Below are 15,168 nucleotides of genomic sequence, written 5' to 3'. Positions count from 1 at the left end.
CTGGCTCAGCCGACCATGCGTCGCGTGACGCTGCGGTTGCTGCGCACCGGTGGCTTGGTTAATGTAAAGGGCTTGGTCGGCTTGCAATACTTGCAGTCGAGCGTCCTGTGCCCGCCACCCTGACGGAACTGTTCATGCCCTTGTCGCGCTTTTTTTCTATCGGATTTTTCTCACTTTGCCTGCCCTTGGCTGCCCACGCTGCGGTGCTGGACTCCCTTTATCAAGTGCAGATGCCGCCGCACGCTGAGGCGGAGCAAAGTGCACAGTTGTCCGGCGCCCTGGACGTGATGCTGGAACGGCTGGCTGGCGACAGTCTGGATGCCGAGGCGCCAGCCCTGGCCAAGGTGCTTGCCGAACCCAGCTCGGTGACCCGGCAGATCAGCGCGTTGCAGGACGATGGCAGCATGCAGGTGGACTTTGACCCGCTGCTTTTGCGCGACGCGCTGACTCAGGCTCAGGTGCCGATGTTGGGGCGCAATCGCCCCGGCGTGCTGGTCTGGGCCGTCCAGCGCGATGAATTGGGCGCTGACTTTATGGCGCCGGGCGGCGAGATGGGCCAGGCTCTGCGCACGGCTGCGCGGTTTCGTGGCGTGGCGCTGATGCAGCCGCTGTCCGACTTGCAGGACCGTGCCAGCATCAGTGAAGAGGATGTGCTGGACGGCGATGTCGAGGCGCTCAAGGCGGCCAGCGAGCGCTACGCCAGTGAGGGTATTCTGGCGCTGGATGTGTACCACGATGCGGGTGAAGACTGGCGGCTGGAGTGGACCTTCTGGCTCAATGACCGCACGCTGGACGGTAAGGAGCGCAGCGCTGATCCGGCGCAGCTGGCCGATGGATTGATGCGCGCCCTGGCACTGGAGGTGCACAGCCAGTACGCGGTGGGTGTCCAGGCGGAGGGTAGCGCCGCAGGCTGGACCTTGCAGATCAGCGGTATCAACTCTGTCGGTGCCTTTGCCGACCTGCAGCGTAGCCTGCAGCAACTCAGTAGCCAGCACCAGCCAAGCCTGGTGTCTATCAGCGGCGATCAGGTGGTCTTTGCCGTCGACTTCCCCGGCGATCAGGGCCAGCTGGAGCGCATGCTGATGCTGGATCAGCGTCTGATTCGTACCGAGGCCCCGGCAGCCGCGGCTGTCGAGTCAGGCAGCGTGTTGCCGGTAGAGGGTGAAGGTGTCGTTGAGCAGCCCGAGGCGCAGGTTGGGGCGGCGGCGCCGGCCAATACCCTGTATTATCGCTGGCGCTAGCCTTCGGGCTGGTTTGGCTTATCAGGTTATCTAAGGACTGCCCATGACCCCGGACTCTGGCGACCGGGCGGCTGCCATTGTTGCGCAGCCGATGCCGACGTCTCTTGCGCTGCTGCGTGTGTCTGTTTCTGCTCTGGCGGAGGCTCGCTGATGTCTGCCGGACGGCCCATCCAGCTGCCGCTGGGTATCAAGCTGCGCGACGAGGCTACCTTTACCAGCTACTACCCGGGTCCGAATGCCGGGGTGCTGGCCGCGACCCAGGCCTTTGCTGAACCGCAATCGTCGGTTGAGGAGTGCTGCCTGTACCTGTGGGGTAGCGAAGGCACCGGGCGTACGCATTTATTGCAGGCTGCCTGTCATGCCCTGGCTGATGTGGGCGGGTTGGCCATGTATCTGCCATTGGATGAACTGGCAGAGGAGGGGCCGCTGCTGCTGGAAGGTATGGAGTCGGTTGATCTGCTGTGCCTCGACAAACTGGAAGCTGTCGCTGGTCGTCCGGACTGGGAAGAGGCCCTGTTTCACCTCTACAACCGCCTGCGAGAGCAGGGAGGTCGCCTGCTGGTGGCGGCGGTGGCTGCGCCGCGTGCCTTGGGGCTGCAACTGCCGGATCTGGCATCGCGCTTGGGATGGGGGTTGGTGTTTCAGCTGCAGCCGCTGGACGATGCGGGCAAGCAGGAAGTGCTCAAACTGCGGGCCGCGCAGCGTGGCCTGCAACTGACCGATGATGTGGCTCGTTACATCCTCAGCCGCGGCGCGCGGGGCATGGGTGAACTGTTCGCTGCGCTGGAAACGCTGGATCAGGCATCGCTGCGGGACCAGCACCGCCTGACGATTCCTTTCGTCAAGCGCGAGATGGGCTGGTAGCCGCGGCAGCAGATCCTTGGCTTTCAGGTCTCGCCGCGGGCAACCCGCTGAGCCTGAAAGCTCCAGCGGATGAAGTACAACGCCGCGACAAAATACAGCACGCTGAAGCCGCTCATTATCAGGCCGTACTCCAGTCGCCCTGGCTGAAAGCAGATCAATACGCCCTGGATGAAATACAGATTGATGGCAAAGGCCAGCCAGGCGTGGGTGCGCACGTGTGCGGTGATAACACCGGGCAGGAAGATCAGCAGCGGCAACAGCTGCACGCCAATCACGATGACCGGGTTGGCGCCGTGCAGGTCGGCAAACAGCAGGTTATACCCCAGAATCGACAACAGCAGGCCGACGTAGCCGGTCAGTGCCACCAGGCGACTGATGCGGCAGCGCGGTAGCAGGTAGTTGAGCGAGGGCAGCGGTTTTTTCTTTTTAGCCACGGGCCTTGGCTCCCGCTGCCAGCTGCTGGCTGAGGTTGCCGACACGCGCCCCCAGTGCTCGGCACAGCTGACTTTCGTGTTCATCCAGGCGGCGCTCGCCCTGGCTGCCGGCGTGGTGGCTGGCGCCGTAAGGCGTGCCGCCACCGCGTGTTTCGGTCAGTGCGCTTTCGCTGTAGGGCAGGCCAACCAGCAGCATGCCATGGTGCAGTAGCGGCAGCTGCATCGACAGCAGGGTCGACTCCTGGCCGCCGTGCAGGCTGGCGGTGGAGGTAAAGACCGCGGCGGGCTTGCCATTGAGGCTGCCGCTCAGCCACAGGCTGCTGGTGCCATCGATGAAATGCTTGAGCGGCGCGGCCATGTTGCCAAAACGGGTGGGGCTGCCGAGTATCAGCGCAGAGCAGTGTTTGAGGTCGGCCTCGGTGCAGTAGGTTGCGCCATCGGTCGGCACCGGCGGTAGTGCGCTGGTGGTTTCTGACGCAACCGGTGGTACGGTGCGCAGGCGCGCTTCCATGCCGCTGCTTTCAACGCCTTCTGCAATCAGCCTGGCCATCTCGGCGGTGGCGCCGTGGCGGCTGTAGTAGAGCACCAGAACGTAAGCGTCACTCATGCGAACAGCTCCAGTACGCGCTCGGGCGGGCGACCGATGACAGCCTTGCCCTCGCGGATCACGATCGGGCGCTCGATCAGCTTGGGATAATCGGCCATCGCTTGCACCAGCTGTGCCTCGGACAGTTCCGGGTTGGCCAGATTCAGCTCCTTGTAGGCATCTTCGCCCTTGCGCATCAGCTCGCGAGCGCTCAGGCCCAGACGCTCCAGCAGCTCGACCAGGGTGGCGGCATCGGGCGGTGTATCCAGATAGCGGATAACCTCGATGTCGGCGCCCTGAGCCTCCAGCAGCTCCAGCGCCTGGCGAGATTTTGAGCAGCGCGGGTTGTGGTAAATGGTGGTGGTCATCGGTTGTCCTCCGGGGGCGCGGTGGCCTAAGGTTGCGGTTGGGAGTTATTCTAAGCGCTATTGCACCAGGCTGTCAGGGAGCAGGAATGCCGCGTCAACTGAACCAGTATCTGCACTTTGGCCGCTATCTGGCGCGCCGCTTTCTGGAAGATAACTGCATCAAGAATGCTGCGGCCCTGACTTATACCACGCTGTTTGCGGTCGTGCCGGTGATGACCGTGGCCTACGCAATGCTGGCGGCGATTCCTGCCTTCGATCAGGTGGGTAGTCAGGTTGAGGCCTTTATTTTCAAGAATTTCCTGCCCGCCAGCGGGGCGGCGCTGCAGCAGCACCTCAGTGCGTTCTCCAGCCAAGCTCGGCAGCTGACCGGCGTTGGTGTAGCGCTGCTGATGGTGACGGCGCTGCTGATGCTGGTGAACATCGAGAAAGCCTTTAACGACATTTGGCGCATTCGCCAGCCGCGTCGCGGCCTGTCCAGCTTCCTGCTGTACTGGGCGGTGCTCAGTATCGGTCCCTTGTTACTGGGTGCCGGCTTTGTTGTCAGTACCTATGTAGCTTCCATGTCGTTTTTTCAGGAAGGCGCCTTTCTGGCATCGGCCTGGAGCAACCTGCTGCGCTTTCTGCCTCTGATCCTCAGTATTGCCGCCTTTACCCTGTTGTTTGTCGCCGTACCCAATACTCGGGTCCCGCTTAAGTACGGTGTGGCTGGAGGTGTGCTGGTCGCGTTGCTGTTCGAGGGAGCCAAGGCGTGCTTTGCTCTCTACGTAAAACTCTTTCCTGGCTACCAGCTGATCTACGGCGCCTTCGCGGCGGTGCCGCTGTTTTTGCTTTGGATCTATGTCAGCTGGCTGATCATTTTGCTGGGCGCAGAGCTGGTCAGTAATATGGGTAATGGCTCCGCCTGGCGGCGACCGGAGTACCCCTGGATGATCAACCTGCTGGTGTTGCTGCGACTGTTCCTGCGCGCTCAGCAGCAAGGCGTACAGGTGGATCTGGCACGGGTGAACGCTAGCGGCTGGCTGATGCACGAAGAGTTGTGGCTACAACTGACCGACTGGCTGGAGAGCGAAGCGCTGATTACCCGCACCCAGAGTGGAGCCTTTGTGCTGTGTCGTGACCTGGAACAGGTGGAGCTTAGTCATGTGCTTGAGCGCATGCCGGAGCCGCCGCTGACTCACGAAGCGTTACCGGCGGCGCTGGCCGGTGATCACGGCTGGTTTGCGCCGTTCAGCGAGGCACTGGGTCATGCTGACAAGGCGCGCCGCGAGGCGCTGCGTGGCAGTGTCAAGCACTGGCTGCTTAGCGACAGTCTGGTCGCCTCACCGCTGCCGTCCTCGGAGGTCGAATGAGAATAATATCGCTGCTGGTACTGTTCGCTCTGCTTGCGGCATGCGACGGCGCTGGGCCATGGCGTGACCAACACGGCCGCGCGTTGGATGCGGCGGCCCTCGGCCAAGGCCCGGTATTGGTGAATTATTGGGCCGAGTGGTGCGGCCCCTGTCGCGATGAACTGCCGGAGCTTAACCGTCTGGCTGCTGAGCTGCCGCCGGGCAGCGTTGTCGGGGTTGATTACGATGGCGCTACCGGTGAACAGCTGAGGCAAACCAGCGACCGCATGGGAATCGCCTTCCCGGTGTTGGGCAGCGATTTTGTGCAGGATTTCCAGTTGCCCAGGCCGGCGGTTCTGCCGACGACCTATCTGCTGGATGCTGATGGCCAGATTGTCGAAACGCTTCAGGGGCCGCAGCATTACGAGATATTGAAGCCAAAGATGACCCCTAACAGCAAGGATCAGTAAATGAGCGCTATTTGTGTGCAGGGCAAGGTGTTTGGTGTGGTGCAGGGTGTTGGTTTTCGTCAGTCGACCGTGCGCGAGGCTAACCGGCTAGGTATCTCGGGCTGGGTTCGTAACGACGACGACGGCAGTGTCAGCCTGCTGCTATGTGGGTCGGAGGATGCGCTTGATGCCATGACGGCCTGGCTGCGTCGCGGCCCCGCCGCGGCCAAGGTGGAGCGCGTCGAGCTGGCGGGTTGCCTGTGGCAGGATATTGCCGGCTTTGCGCAGCTCGGCTAGAGGCAAAGCGCGATAGGGTGGCGGCGCCGTCGCGGCAGGCAGCTTGCGTGCTGGTGGCTACCGCTGTTACGGCGTGACGTACCAGTAGCTGTACCAGTAGTCCAGCACCTTGTCCGGGTATCGGTTGCTGCCCAGGCTGCCGTTGTAGCGAGCCAGCGCCCGACGCAGGTTACCGTTTTCCTTGTCCAGGTAAAACTTGAGAATGGCGCAGCCGTACTGCAGGTTGGTTGCCAGGTCGATCAGGTTGTCGTCTGGGCGGCCAATCTCGGCCTTCCAAAACGGCATGACCTGCATCACCCCCTGGGCGCCCACGTAGGACAAGGCGTAGGGGTCGAAAAGGCTTTCCACATGCATGACTGCCAGCACCAGGTCGGGTTTCAGGCCGGCCCGGGTCGCAGCCTGATGCACCAGGCGTAGCAGACGCAGGCGCTGCTGTTCGTCGCGAATGTAGGGTGCCATTCGGGTCGACATGTCGAGCAGCCAGACTTCGGCGTCAAAGCGGTCATGAAAGCTGTCGGCGCGTGCGATGGCCTGCTTGAGCTCGGCCCGCAGCTCTGCATCGACCGGCGGTGCTGACGGGCTGGCGCCGGCCGGCGACGCGGCAAGCCCGATCAGCAGAAGCAGCACTATCCCTGTGCGCATGGTTTATTCCTGTGGTGTAGTCGCGTTATCCAGCGCCTGAACGAACTCACCTTGCAGGTGCGGGTCGCCGGTGGTCAGCAGAATCAGCATGTTTTCCAGTTGGCTGGCCTCTTCCTTTAGGTCCAGCTCGCGCAGGCGTTCGATGCGGCCAACCCACTGCTCCACGTCGTCCTCTTCGAGGTTGTCATAAATCAGCTCTGAGGCTTCGTGTAATACGCTGCGCAGTTCGCGGTCGACCAGTAAGATGGCTTCAGCGTGAACTTCGGACGTGGCCCGTGCGTCCAGTTCGATGACTCGCAGCTGGTCGAAGTCCACCGGCACAATGTCCTCGTCCAGCAGGTTCAGGCGCAGTTGGCCATCGCTGTCGGTTTGTCGTGTGACGGCCAACTCGCCTAGCTCAATGGTTAGCGTGCGGCCTGCCCAGGGCAAGGTCTGGTATTGGCGATGTTCATCTTGCAGGGTGCCTTGGCCGTCGTACTGACGGATGCTGAACAGCCGGCTTTCAGTCACGCGAATACTGCGGTGTGGCGTGTCCATGACCCGCGGCTCACCGGTTTCGATATGCAGGCTGTGGCTCAGCAGCTCACGCTCGATCTGCGGCGCACTGGCGCTGTTGGGAGCCGGCGTTGTGCTGCATGCCTGCAGCAAGCCAAGCACGGCGCCCGCGCCAAGCAGGCGAGCGCTTCGTGGGGAAGCGACGGTGTGCATCATCAGTTTGCCTGTACGCGCTCCAGCAGATGTTGAAGCATTTGCTCGACCGCGACAGTCGTGGCGTCCTGATCCCGACGATACTTGTATTCCAGTTGGCCCTCGGCCAGACCGCGATCGCTGATGACAACGCGGTGCGGAATGCCGATCAAGTCCATGTCGGCAAACTTCACGCCGGGGCTGGTCTTCTTGTCGCGGTCATCCAGCAACACGTCAACGCCGGCGGCCTGCAGGCCTTCGTACAGTGCCATGGTGGCTTGCTGTACAGCCTCGGAGCTTTCCATCTTCATCGGTACCAGGGCGACCTGGAAGGGTGCCAGCGCGTCTGGCCAGAGGATGCCGCGTTCGTCGTAGTTTTGCTCGATAGCGGCGGCCACAACACGGGATACGCCGATGCCATAGCAACCCATGGTCAGCAACTGAGCCTTGCCTTGCTCGTTCAATACGCTGCAGTTCATGGCTTCACTGTACTTCTTGCCCAGTTGGAAGATATGACCCACTTCGATACCGCGCTTGATGCTCAGGGTGCCTTCGCCATCCGGGCTGCTGTCGCCTTCAACAACATTGCGCAGATCGGCGACCTGGTCGCAGTGAGCATCGCGCTCCCAGTTGACGCCGGTGTAGTGCTTGCCGTCGACGTTGGCGCCACAGACAAAATCCGCCAGATGGGCGGCGCTGTGGTCGGCGATCACGGTGATCGGCAACTTGACCGGTCCAATGGAGCCGGGTTTGCAGCCGATGGTGTCGATGATCTGCGCTTCGCTGGCGAAGGTCAGAGGGGCGTGCACCTGAGGCAGGTGCTCGGCCTTGATCTCGTTTAGTTCATGGTCGCCGCGCAGTACCAGTGCAACCAGCGGCTGCGTTTCGCCTTCCTCGGCGGCGCCCAGCACGATCAGGGTCTTGACCGATTGCTCCGGTGGCAGCTGCAGAAACTCGCTGACCGCAGCGATGGTCACCTGGTTGGGAGTGGCGACCAGGGTCAGCTCCTGGCTGGCGGCTGGGCGTTCGCCCTGGGGCAGCTGCGCGGTGGCTTTCTCCATATTGGCGGCGTAACTGCCGCTGGAGGAAAACACGATGGCGTCTTCGCCGGAGTCTGCCAGTACGTGAAACTCGTGGGAGCCTTCGCCGCCGATTGAGCCGTTGTCAGCAACAACCGGGCGGAACTCCAGGCCCAGGCGGCTGAAGATGTTGCAGTAGGCCTGATACATGCCGTCGTAGGTCTGCTGCAGTGATTCCTGGGTCAGGTGGAAGGAGTAGGCATCCTTCATTAGGAATTCGCGGCCACGCATCAGACCAAAACGCGGACGGATCTCGTCGCGGAACTTGGTCTGAATCTGATACATGTTGACTGGCAACTGCTTGTAGCTGGTGATCTCGTTGCGCGCCAGGTCGGTAATCACCTCTTCGTGCGTCGGGCCGACACAGAACTCACGGTCGTGGCGATCTTTCAGGCGCAGCAGCTCGGGGCCGTACTGTTCCCAGCGGCCGGATTCCTGCCAGAGTTCGGCTGGCTGGATGGCGGGCATCAGGACTTCCAGCGCGCCGGCCTTGTCCATCTCATCACGTACCACCGCCTCTACCTTGCGCAGCACGCGCAGGCCCATTGGCAGCCAGGTGTACAGGCCCGACGCGATCTTGCGGATCATGCCGGCGCGCAGCATCAGCTGGTGGCTGATGACGGTGGCGTCCGAGGGGGTTTCCTTGAGGGTGGAAATCAGATAGTGGCTGGTACGCATGAGCTAGTCAGGTCCTGAGCAGAGACGGGCAGAATGGGCGCTATTGTACGATTGTGCCGGTGCAGCGTACAGCCCGCGGGTCAGGCGATTGAAGTGGGCTGCCGGGCAATAAAAAACCCGGCCGGAGCCGGGTTTCTTGGTCTTGCCTGGGCTGCTTAGAGCAGGGTCCAGGTGTAGCCGACGATCAGACGGTTTTCGTCGATGTCGCCGCCATCCAGGTTGATATCCTGGCGGACGGTAGCGTTACGCCAGCGGATGTCGAGGCCTTCGAAGAGACCAGCCGGCACAATGTAGCGCAGCTCAACATCACGCTCCCAGCGAGAATCGCGGTTTACGCCTGCGTGCTCTGCAGAGTTGGTATCGATGTCGGTACCAGCGATGTAACGGGTCATGAAGGTCAGGCCGGGAATGCCCCAGCCAGCGAGGTCGTAGTCATAGCGAGCTTGGTACGACGTTTCGTCTACGCCGTTGAAGTCAGCGTATTGTACCGAGTTGGCCAGATAGATCTCGCTGTCAGTGTACTGATAGCGGCCATCGCCATTCATCTGCTGGTAGGCAACGCCGAAGGCGTGGTTGCCAGTATGCAGGGTCAGAGCCAGAGAGGCTGCCTGGTTGTCAAACTCGTTGCCGTCGGCAGAGTCATCGTCGCTGGTGTCATAAAACGCAAAGTTGGTGTTCAGGCTGGTGTCGCTGCTCAGCGGAACGGTCCAGTCAAAGCCGGCGAAGCCGCGAGTGTAGGACTCTTCGCTCTTGGCGCCGTACAGCGAGACGCTGAAGTCGTCAGTGAAGTTGTAGCTACCGCCGGCGTAGGTCAGGTCTTCGTCCTGCAGCAGGCCGCCGTCGCTTTCGCTGGAGGTGTTGCGCTCGCCGCGGTCAGTCATGCGACCGGCTTCGACGAACAGGCCCTCGATGGAGCTGTTGGTGATGCTGTAACCTTCGTAGTGGCTGGGCAGCAGGCGTGCGTCGTCATAGTTGATGACGGGGTTGCTCAACATGTGCAGACCGTAGCGCAGCACGGTGTCGTCCAGGATGGCCATTTTCAGCGCACCACGGATCTCCATATACTCGCCTTTGGCGCGACCGTTGTTGTCGAGGGGCAGTAGACCGGTACCGGCACGGCCGCGGCCGCTGTCCAGCTTGATACCTTCCTGAGCCATCACGTCTGCACCGAAGCCGATTGGGCCCTGGGTGTAGCCGGACTCAAAGTTCATCAGGAAGCTGGTCGCGGTTTCATCAGCCTTGCTCTGGCCGACGTTGTCACGAAAATCGCGGTTGAAGTACATGGTTCGGCTGTACAGAGTCGCAGTTGCGCCTTCGACGAAACCTTCTCCCTCTGCCATTGCCTGAGTTGCCAGCAGGCCGTTGCCCGCAGCTACTGCCAAAGCAAGCGAACTCCATTTAACTGCGTTCTTCATTGTGATGTGCTCCTTTGATTAAAAGAAAACCTTGAGGCGCCAAACCGGGCCTGGCTTCTTGTTTTCGCAGTATATTAAAGCACCTGCGCGTAAACTACGAAAGCAAGCGCCTGAAAAAACAGCGTCTTGTCGAGGCATGTTTATAATTTATTGTAAGCAAAATGGCGAGCCCTGGCGTGCAGATTTATGCACACTATGTGCGTAAATGCCGAAATTTTAAAGTTGTCGTCGAAGAATGAGACGGTTTTTGAACTTGTTGCGTCAAATCGAGGTGAGTTGCATGTTTGAGTTGCACCCGCAGTTACAAGCAGACTGTCTGGTAGTTGGTGACTTTCCTTTAAGTCGTTTGCTCTTGCTTAATGATAAGCATTATCCCTGGTTTGTTCTGGTTCCGCGTCGGCAGGGGTTGCGCGAGGTGTTTGAACTTGGCGCACAGGACAGAGCTCAGTTCCATTGTGAGTCTGATCGGCTTGCCGAACTGCTAAGTGCCGAGTTCAAGGCGGACAAGATGAATGTCGCCGCACTGGGCAACATGGTGCCTCAGTTGCATGTGCATCATGTTGTTCGCTTTCGTGGTGATGCTGCCTGGCCTGCGCCCGTGTGGGGTAAAGTGCCGGCAATTCCTTATTCTGAATCTGAGTTGGCAGCCATGTTGACACGGGTGAGGGCGCTGCTTGTCGGCGAACTGGCGTTTGCCGAGGTGCAGTCGTGAGTGCGGGTGATCATTTGCCAGCGCGAGTGGACGAGTTGGAAGTGCGCCAGGCGTTTCAGGATGACACCATTCAGGCATTGAACGACGTGATTGCAGCGCAGCAACTTGAGCTGGACAGGTTGCGCCGTTCGTTGGAGCTGCTCGCCAAGCGTCAGGCCGATTTTGCTGCCCGGCTGCCTGATGCGGCGGGCGACGAACCGCCGCCTCCGCATTACTAACGATCCACCGGGCGCTGTTGCGGGGAGAGAGGGCCAAATGGCCCTCTGCCTGCTGCCGAATGGATCAGTCGAGGATGGCCACATCCTCAGCTTGCAGGCCTTTTTCCCGCTTGGCGACAGTGTAGGCAACGCGTTGCCCTTCCTGCAGAACGCGATGGCCGTCCCCTTGGATTGAGCGAAAGTGCACGAAGACGTCGCTGCCGGAGTCGCGGGTAATAAAACCAAACCCTTTGCTGGTGTTGAACCATTTAACGGTGCCGGTTTCTCGGCCGCCGGCTGACTGCCCCTGGCGCTCCTTCTGGTGGCGCGGCTTGCGCGTCGGCTTTGGCTCCTTGGGGACGCGCCGGGCGCCGAGGGTGCTGAGTTCGCTTGTTATAGCGAGCAGGCTGACCAGGCAGACGCCGGATACGCCTGCGGCCATTGCCCAGATGCTCCAGGTGCTGAAGTAGGTGCTGATCAGCAGGCTGGCGAAGGGAATGCACGCCGCAACTATGAGAAGTGTCGAGGCTAGCAGTGCGACCGCGCCGCGGGCTCCGCTGTGTGGTTGCTCGGTTTGGTTGTATTGCTGCAGGTTTATCAAGCCGGTCAGGACCGCCAGTAGGGCGATGTGACTGATCGGGGCGGATTGGGTAAAGAACGGCATGCTGTGAAACAGGCCAGTCAGCAGAACGCCGACACCTGTTACCAGATGCAGATAACGAAGGGTTTTCAAGAGGCTCACCATGGATGCAGCGATTTAGTATTGTCATGTCGGCAGGCCGATGGCTGTGGCGCTGCCGGATGGCACTCTAACCTGAAAACGCCCGGCTACCAAGCCGGCCGGGCGCTGTCGCGTTGCGGGTGAGGGAGGGGTGCTCAGCCTTCGAGCAGGCTGCGCAGCATCCAGGCGGTTTTCTCGTGCGTCTGCATACGCTGGGTCAGCAGGTCGGCAGTCGGCTCGTCGCTCGCTTCGTCGCAGACCGGGAAGATGCTGCGTGCTGTGCGTACGCAGGCTTCGTGTCCCTCTACCAGCAGGCGGATCATCTCCTTAGCCTCTGGAACGCCGTCCTCTTCCTTGATGCTGCTCAGTTCGACGAACTGTTTGTAGGTGCCCGGTGCCGGGAAGCCCAGGGTCCGAATGCGTTCGGCGATGTCGTCAACCGCCAGAGCCAGTTCGTTGTAGTGGGTTTCGAACATAAGGTGCAGGGTTTGAAACATCGGCCCTTTCACGTTCCAGTGAAAGTTGTGCGTCTTCAAGTAGAGGGTGTAGGTGTCGGCCAGCAGGCGCGACAGGCCCTCAGCAATTTGTCCGCGATCCGTTTCGGTAATGCCGATATCGATTTTCATCATGGCTCCTCATTGTTGTCTGGCGGCGCGACGTCGTTGGGGCGTTGCATCCGCGGTAACAGGTCTATTGTACAGAGTATAGATTTGCCGGAGGGTTCCCGTTGGGCGGCATCGTCGATTTGCTCACACCGCTCAGGCTCCCTCGTTGGCTAAGTTTCGGGTATATTATGGCGTTTTTCTTCGGGCGCTCGTCGATGCGGTAAAACGCCGCCAGGGCTGTTTGCGCCAAATTTGCCGACTACAGGAAGCACCACACCATGATGCGTAGCCACTATTGCGGCCAGCTGAACCAATCGCTGGCGGATCAGGAAATCACTCTTTGCGGCTGGGTTCACCGCCGCCGTGACCATGGTGGAGTCATTTTCCTGGATATCCGTGATCGCGACGGGCTGGCGCAGGTCGTATTTGACCCTGATCGTGCCGAGACCTTTGCCAAGGCCGACCGTGTGCGCAGCGAGTATGTCGTCAAGGTGACCGGTAAGGTGCGTCTGCGTCCGGAAGGCGCCCGTAACGCCAACATGGCATCAGGCGACATCGAGGTGCTGGGTTATGAGCTTGAGGTGTTGAACGAGGCTGACACCCCGCCGTTCCCGCTGAACGAATACTCTGATGTGGGCGAGGAAACCCGCCTGCGCTATCGCTTTATCGACCTGCGTCGCCCCGAGATGGCTGAAAAGCTGAAGCTGCGCTCGCAGATCACCAGCAGCATTCGCCGTTATCTGGACGAGAACGGCTTTCTGGATGTCGAAACCCCGATTCTGACCCGTGCCACCCCTGAGGGTGCGCGCGATTATCTGGTGCCCAGCCGTACCCATCCCGGCCATTTCTTTGCGCTGCCGCAGTCGCCGCAGTTGTTCAAGCAGCTGTTGATGGTGTCGGGTTTTGATCGTTATTACCAAATCGCCAAGTGTTTCCGCGACGAAGACCTGCGTGCTGACCGTCAGCCTGAATTTACGCAGATCGATATCGAGACCAGCTTCCTCGACGAGGCCGACATCATGGGCCTCACCGAGGGCATGATTCGCCAGTTGTTCAAGCAGGTGCTGGATGTGGATCTGGGCGACTTCCCGCACATGACCTTTGAAGAGGCCATGCGTCGCTTCGGCTCTGACAAGCCGGACCTGCGTAACCCGCTGGAGCTGGTCGATGTCGCTGACCAACTGGCCGAAGTCGAGTTCAAGGTGTTCAGCGGCCCGGCAACCGACCCGAAAGGCCGCGTTGCTGCGCTGCGTGTGCCGGGCGGTGCCAGCATGCCGCGCAAGCAGATCGACGACTACACCAAGTTTGTTGGCATCTACGGTGCCAAGGGTCTGGCTTACATCAAGGTCAACGAGCGTGCCAAGGGTGTTGAAGGGCTGCAGTCGCCCATCGTCAAGTTCATCCCCGAAGCCAATCTGGAAGAAATCCTCAACCGTGTGGGCGCTGTGGATGGCGATATCGTCTTCTTTGGTGCCGACAAGGCGAAGATCGTATCCGAGGCGCTCGGTGCGCTGCGCATCAAGCTGGGTCACGACCTGGACCTGCTGACCTGTGAGTGGGCGCCGCTGTGGGTGGTCGACTTCCCGATGTTCGAAGAGAACGACGACGGTTCACTGTCTGCGCTGCACCACCCTTTCACTGCGCCCAAGTGCACGCCGGAAGAGCTGCAGGCCAACCCGTCGACCGCGCTGTCGCGCGCTTACGACATGGTCCTGAACGGCACCGAGCTGGGTGGCGGTTCCATTCGTATTCACCGCAAGGAAATGCAGCAGGCGGTCTTCAATATCCTGGGTATCAGCGCCGACGAGCAGCAGGAGAAGTTTGGCTTCCTGCTCGATGCGCTGAAGTTTGGTGCGCCGCCGCACGGCGGTCTGGCCTTTGGTCTGGATCGTCTGGTCATGCTGGTGACCGGTGCTCAGTCTATTCGTGAAGTTATTGCTTTCCCGAAAACCCAAAGCGCGGCCTGTGTCATGACCCAGGCGCCGGGCCTTGTCGACAACAAGGCGCTGCGTGAGCTGAGCATCCGTCTGCGCGAGCAGACCAAGGTCGAGTAAGTCTGTTAACCCCGGTCACGTTTGCGTGATCGGGGCTGTTTTATCTGGAGTTGTGTTATGGCCGGTCATTCCAAATGGGCCAATATCAAGCACCGCAAGGCGGCTCAGGATGCCAAGCGGGGCAAGATCTTTACCAAGCTGATTCGCGAATTGACGGTGTCGGCCAAGGTGGGTGGCGGTAATCCTGCCGACAACCCGCGTTTGCGTGCCGCAGTGGACAAGGCGCTGGGCGCCAATATGACCCGCGATACCATTGACCGTGCTATCGCCCGTGGTGCCGGCAGCAACGATGCCGACAACATGGAAGAGCTGACCTATGAGGGGTACGGCGCGGGTGGTGTGGCGGTTCTGGTGGAAGCCATGACCGACAACCGCAATCGCACAGTCAGCGAGGTGCGCCACGCCTTTGGTAAGTGCGGTGGCAATCTGGGCACCGACGGTTCGGTGGCCTACCTGTTCACGCGTCGCGGTCAGCTTGTTTTCGCAGCAGGCTTGGATGAAGACGCTCTGATGGAGGCGGCGCTGGAGGCTGGTGCTGAGGATGTTGTCGCCAATGACGATGGCTCCTTTGATGTATTTACCAGCTTCGAGGAGTTTGGCGCGGTACGCGATGCGCTGGATGCGGACGGCTTCGCTGCTGAATCGGCGGAAGTGGCAATGATCCCCTCCACCGAGGCAGAGCTGGACCTGGAAATCGCGCAGAAGGTGATCAAGCTGATCGACATGCTGGAAGACCTGGATGACGTGCAGAACGTCTATTCCAATGCGTCGATCTCCGATGACATCATGGAGCAGTTGGGGTGACCCAATG

At 60.6% G+C, this 15,168-nt stretch carries 18 protein-coding genes; 9 read left to right on the top strand and 9 right to left on the bottom strand.

Annotated elements, in window-relative coordinates; all coding sequences use genetic code 11:
* Positions 1–134 precede the first annotated feature (134 nt).
* Together HV822_RS03855 and hda are read left to right on the top strand one after the other, a co-directional pair.
* On the top strand, positions 135–1,241 hold the full coding sequence (locus HV822_RS03855; RefSeq protein ID WP_238872445.1) for a DUF2066 domain-containing protein: 1,107 nt from the start codon (positions 135–137) through the stop codon (positions 1,239–1,241).
* Between the two features lie 150 nt (positions 1,242–1,391).
* Entirely contained in the window at positions 1,392–2,105 is a 714-nt protein-coding gene (gene hda, locus HV822_RS03850; RefSeq protein ID WP_238872443.1) for a DnaA regulatory inactivator Hda, read from the top strand.
* 23 nt (positions 2,106–2,128) lie between these two features.
* On the opposite strand, the gene HV822_RS03845 is transcribed toward hda, so the two are convergent.
* The 3 genes from HV822_RS03845 to arsC are packed head-to-tail and all read right to left on the bottom strand — an operon-like array spanning position 2,129 to position 3,493.
* A complete protein-coding gene (locus HV822_RS03845) occupies positions 2,129–2,539 on the bottom strand; it encodes a DUF2069 domain-containing protein (RefSeq protein ID WP_238872442.1) in 411 nt (136 codons plus the stop codon).
* Complete coding sequence (wrbA, locus tag HV822_RS03840; RefSeq protein WP_238872440.1) at positions 2,532–3,146, bottom strand: NAD(P)H:quinone oxidoreductase; 615 nt, start codon at positions 3,144–3,146, stop codon at positions 2,532–2,534. The genes HV822_RS03845 and wrbA overlap by 8 nt, the downstream gene beginning before the upstream one ends.
* Positions 3,143–3,493: an arsenate reductase (glutaredoxin) gene (gene arsC / locus HV822_RS03835; protein ID WP_238872438.1), complete on the bottom strand. Its 351-nt coding sequence runs from the start codon at positions 3,491–3,493 to the stop codon at positions 3,143–3,145. The genes wrbA and arsC overlap by 4 nt, the downstream gene beginning before the upstream one ends.
* 86 nt (positions 3,494–3,579) lie before the next feature.
* Between arsC and HV822_RS03830 the strand changes: the two genes are divergently transcribed.
* The 3 genes from HV822_RS03830 to HV822_RS03820 are packed head-to-tail and all read left to right on the top strand — an operon-like array spanning position 3,580 to position 5,567.
* The gene (locus HV822_RS03830; protein WP_238872436.1) at positions 3,580–4,842 is read left to right on the top strand and encodes a YihY family inner membrane protein; all 1,263 of its coding nucleotides are present in this window, start codon (positions 3,580–3,582) and stop codon (positions 4,840–4,842) included.
* Positions 4,839–5,291: a TlpA family protein disulfide reductase gene (locus HV822_RS03825; RefSeq protein WP_238872434.1), complete on the top strand. Its 453-nt coding sequence runs from the start codon at positions 4,839–4,841 to the stop codon at positions 5,289–5,291. The genes HV822_RS03830 and HV822_RS03825 overlap by 4 nt, the downstream gene beginning before the upstream one ends.
* Positions 5,292–5,567, top strand: a complete 276-nt coding sequence (locus tag HV822_RS03820; protein ID WP_238872433.1) for an acylphosphatase — start codon at positions 5,292–5,294, stop codon at positions 5,565–5,567.
* Positions 5,568–5,633: 66 nt separating this feature from the next.
* Here HV822_RS03820 and HV822_RS03815 read toward each other — a convergent pair whose 3' ends face one another.
* The 4 genes from HV822_RS03815 to HV822_RS03800 form a co-directional block, all read right to left on the bottom strand.
* Positions 5,634–6,209 carry a lytic transglycosylase domain-containing protein gene (locus tag HV822_RS03815; RefSeq protein ID WP_238872431.1) on the bottom strand — a complete coding sequence of 192 codons (576 nt, stop codon included), beginning with the start codon at positions 6,207–6,209 and terminating at the stop codon, positions 5,634–5,636.
* Between the two features lie 3 nt (positions 6,210–6,212).
* Positions 6,213–6,920 (bottom strand): hypothetical protein, encoded by a 708-nt coding sequence (locus HV822_RS03810; RefSeq protein ID WP_238872429.1) that lies wholly within the window; start codon positions 6,918–6,920, stop codon positions 6,213–6,215.
* A complete protein-coding gene (locus HV822_RS03805) occupies positions 6,920–8,653 on the bottom strand; it encodes a proline--tRNA ligase (RefSeq protein WP_238872427.1) in 1,734 nt (577 codons plus the stop codon). The genes HV822_RS03810 and HV822_RS03805 overlap by 1 nt, the downstream gene beginning before the upstream one ends.
* Positions 8,654–8,808: 155 nt before the next feature.
* Positions 8,809–10,068: an OprD family outer membrane porin gene (locus HV822_RS03800; RefSeq protein WP_238872426.1), complete on the bottom strand. Its 1,260-nt coding sequence runs from the start codon at positions 10,066–10,068 to the stop codon at positions 8,809–8,811.
* Between the two features lie 280 nt (positions 10,069–10,348).
* Here HV822_RS03800 and HV822_RS03795 point away from each other — a divergent pair, with 280 nt between their 5' ends.
* Positions 10,349–10,780 (top strand): HIT domain-containing protein, encoded by a 432-nt coding sequence (locus tag HV822_RS03795; protein WP_238872425.1) that lies wholly within the window; start codon positions 10,349–10,351, stop codon positions 10,778–10,780.
* Positions 10,777–10,998 (top strand): SlyX family protein, encoded by a 222-nt coding sequence (locus tag HV822_RS03790; RefSeq protein WP_238872424.1) that lies wholly within the window; start codon positions 10,777–10,779, stop codon positions 10,996–10,998. Before HV822_RS03795 ends, HV822_RS03790 begins: the two co-directional genes overlap by 4 nt.
* Positions 10,999–11,062: 64 nt before the next feature.
* Here HV822_RS03790 and HV822_RS18145 read toward each other — a convergent pair whose 3' ends face one another.
* Both HV822_RS18145 and HV822_RS03780 read right to left on the bottom strand, forming a co-directional pair.
* Positions 11,063–11,710 (bottom strand): cold-shock protein, encoded by a 648-nt coding sequence (locus tag HV822_RS18145; RefSeq protein WP_275419403.1) that lies wholly within the window; start codon positions 11,708–11,710, stop codon positions 11,063–11,065.
* 143 nt (positions 11,711–11,853) lie between these two features.
* Positions 11,854–12,324: a Dps family protein gene (locus HV822_RS03780; RefSeq protein WP_238872423.1), complete on the bottom strand. Its 471-nt coding sequence runs from the start codon at positions 12,322–12,324 to the stop codon at positions 11,854–11,856.
* Positions 12,325–12,581: 257 nt separating this feature from the next.
* On the opposite strand from HV822_RS03780, the gene aspS reads away from it, so the two are divergent.
* Together aspS and HV822_RS03770 are read left to right on the top strand one after the other, a co-directional pair.
* Positions 12,582–14,357 carry an aspartate--tRNA ligase gene (gene aspS / locus HV822_RS03775; RefSeq protein WP_238872422.1) on the top strand — a complete coding sequence of 592 codons (1,776 nt, stop codon included), beginning with the start codon at positions 12,582–12,584 and terminating at the stop codon, positions 14,355–14,357.
* Between the two features lie 57 nt (positions 14,358–14,414).
* Positions 14,415–15,161, top strand: coding sequence for a YebC/PmpR family DNA-binding transcriptional regulator (locus tag HV822_RS03770; protein ID WP_238872420.1), 747 nt, complete (start codon positions 14,415–14,417; stop codon positions 15,159–15,161).
* The last annotated feature ends 7 nt before the right edge of the window (positions 15,162–15,168 follow it).

This window comes from Halopseudomonas maritima (assembly GCF_021545785.1).
Taxonomy (GTDB): domain Bacteria; phylum Pseudomonadota; class Gammaproteobacteria; order Pseudomonadales; family Pseudomonadaceae; genus Halopseudomonas; species Halopseudomonas maritima.
The sequence above is the reverse complement of the archived record's forward strand: the minus strand, read 5'-3'. Positions and strand labels throughout refer to the sequence as shown.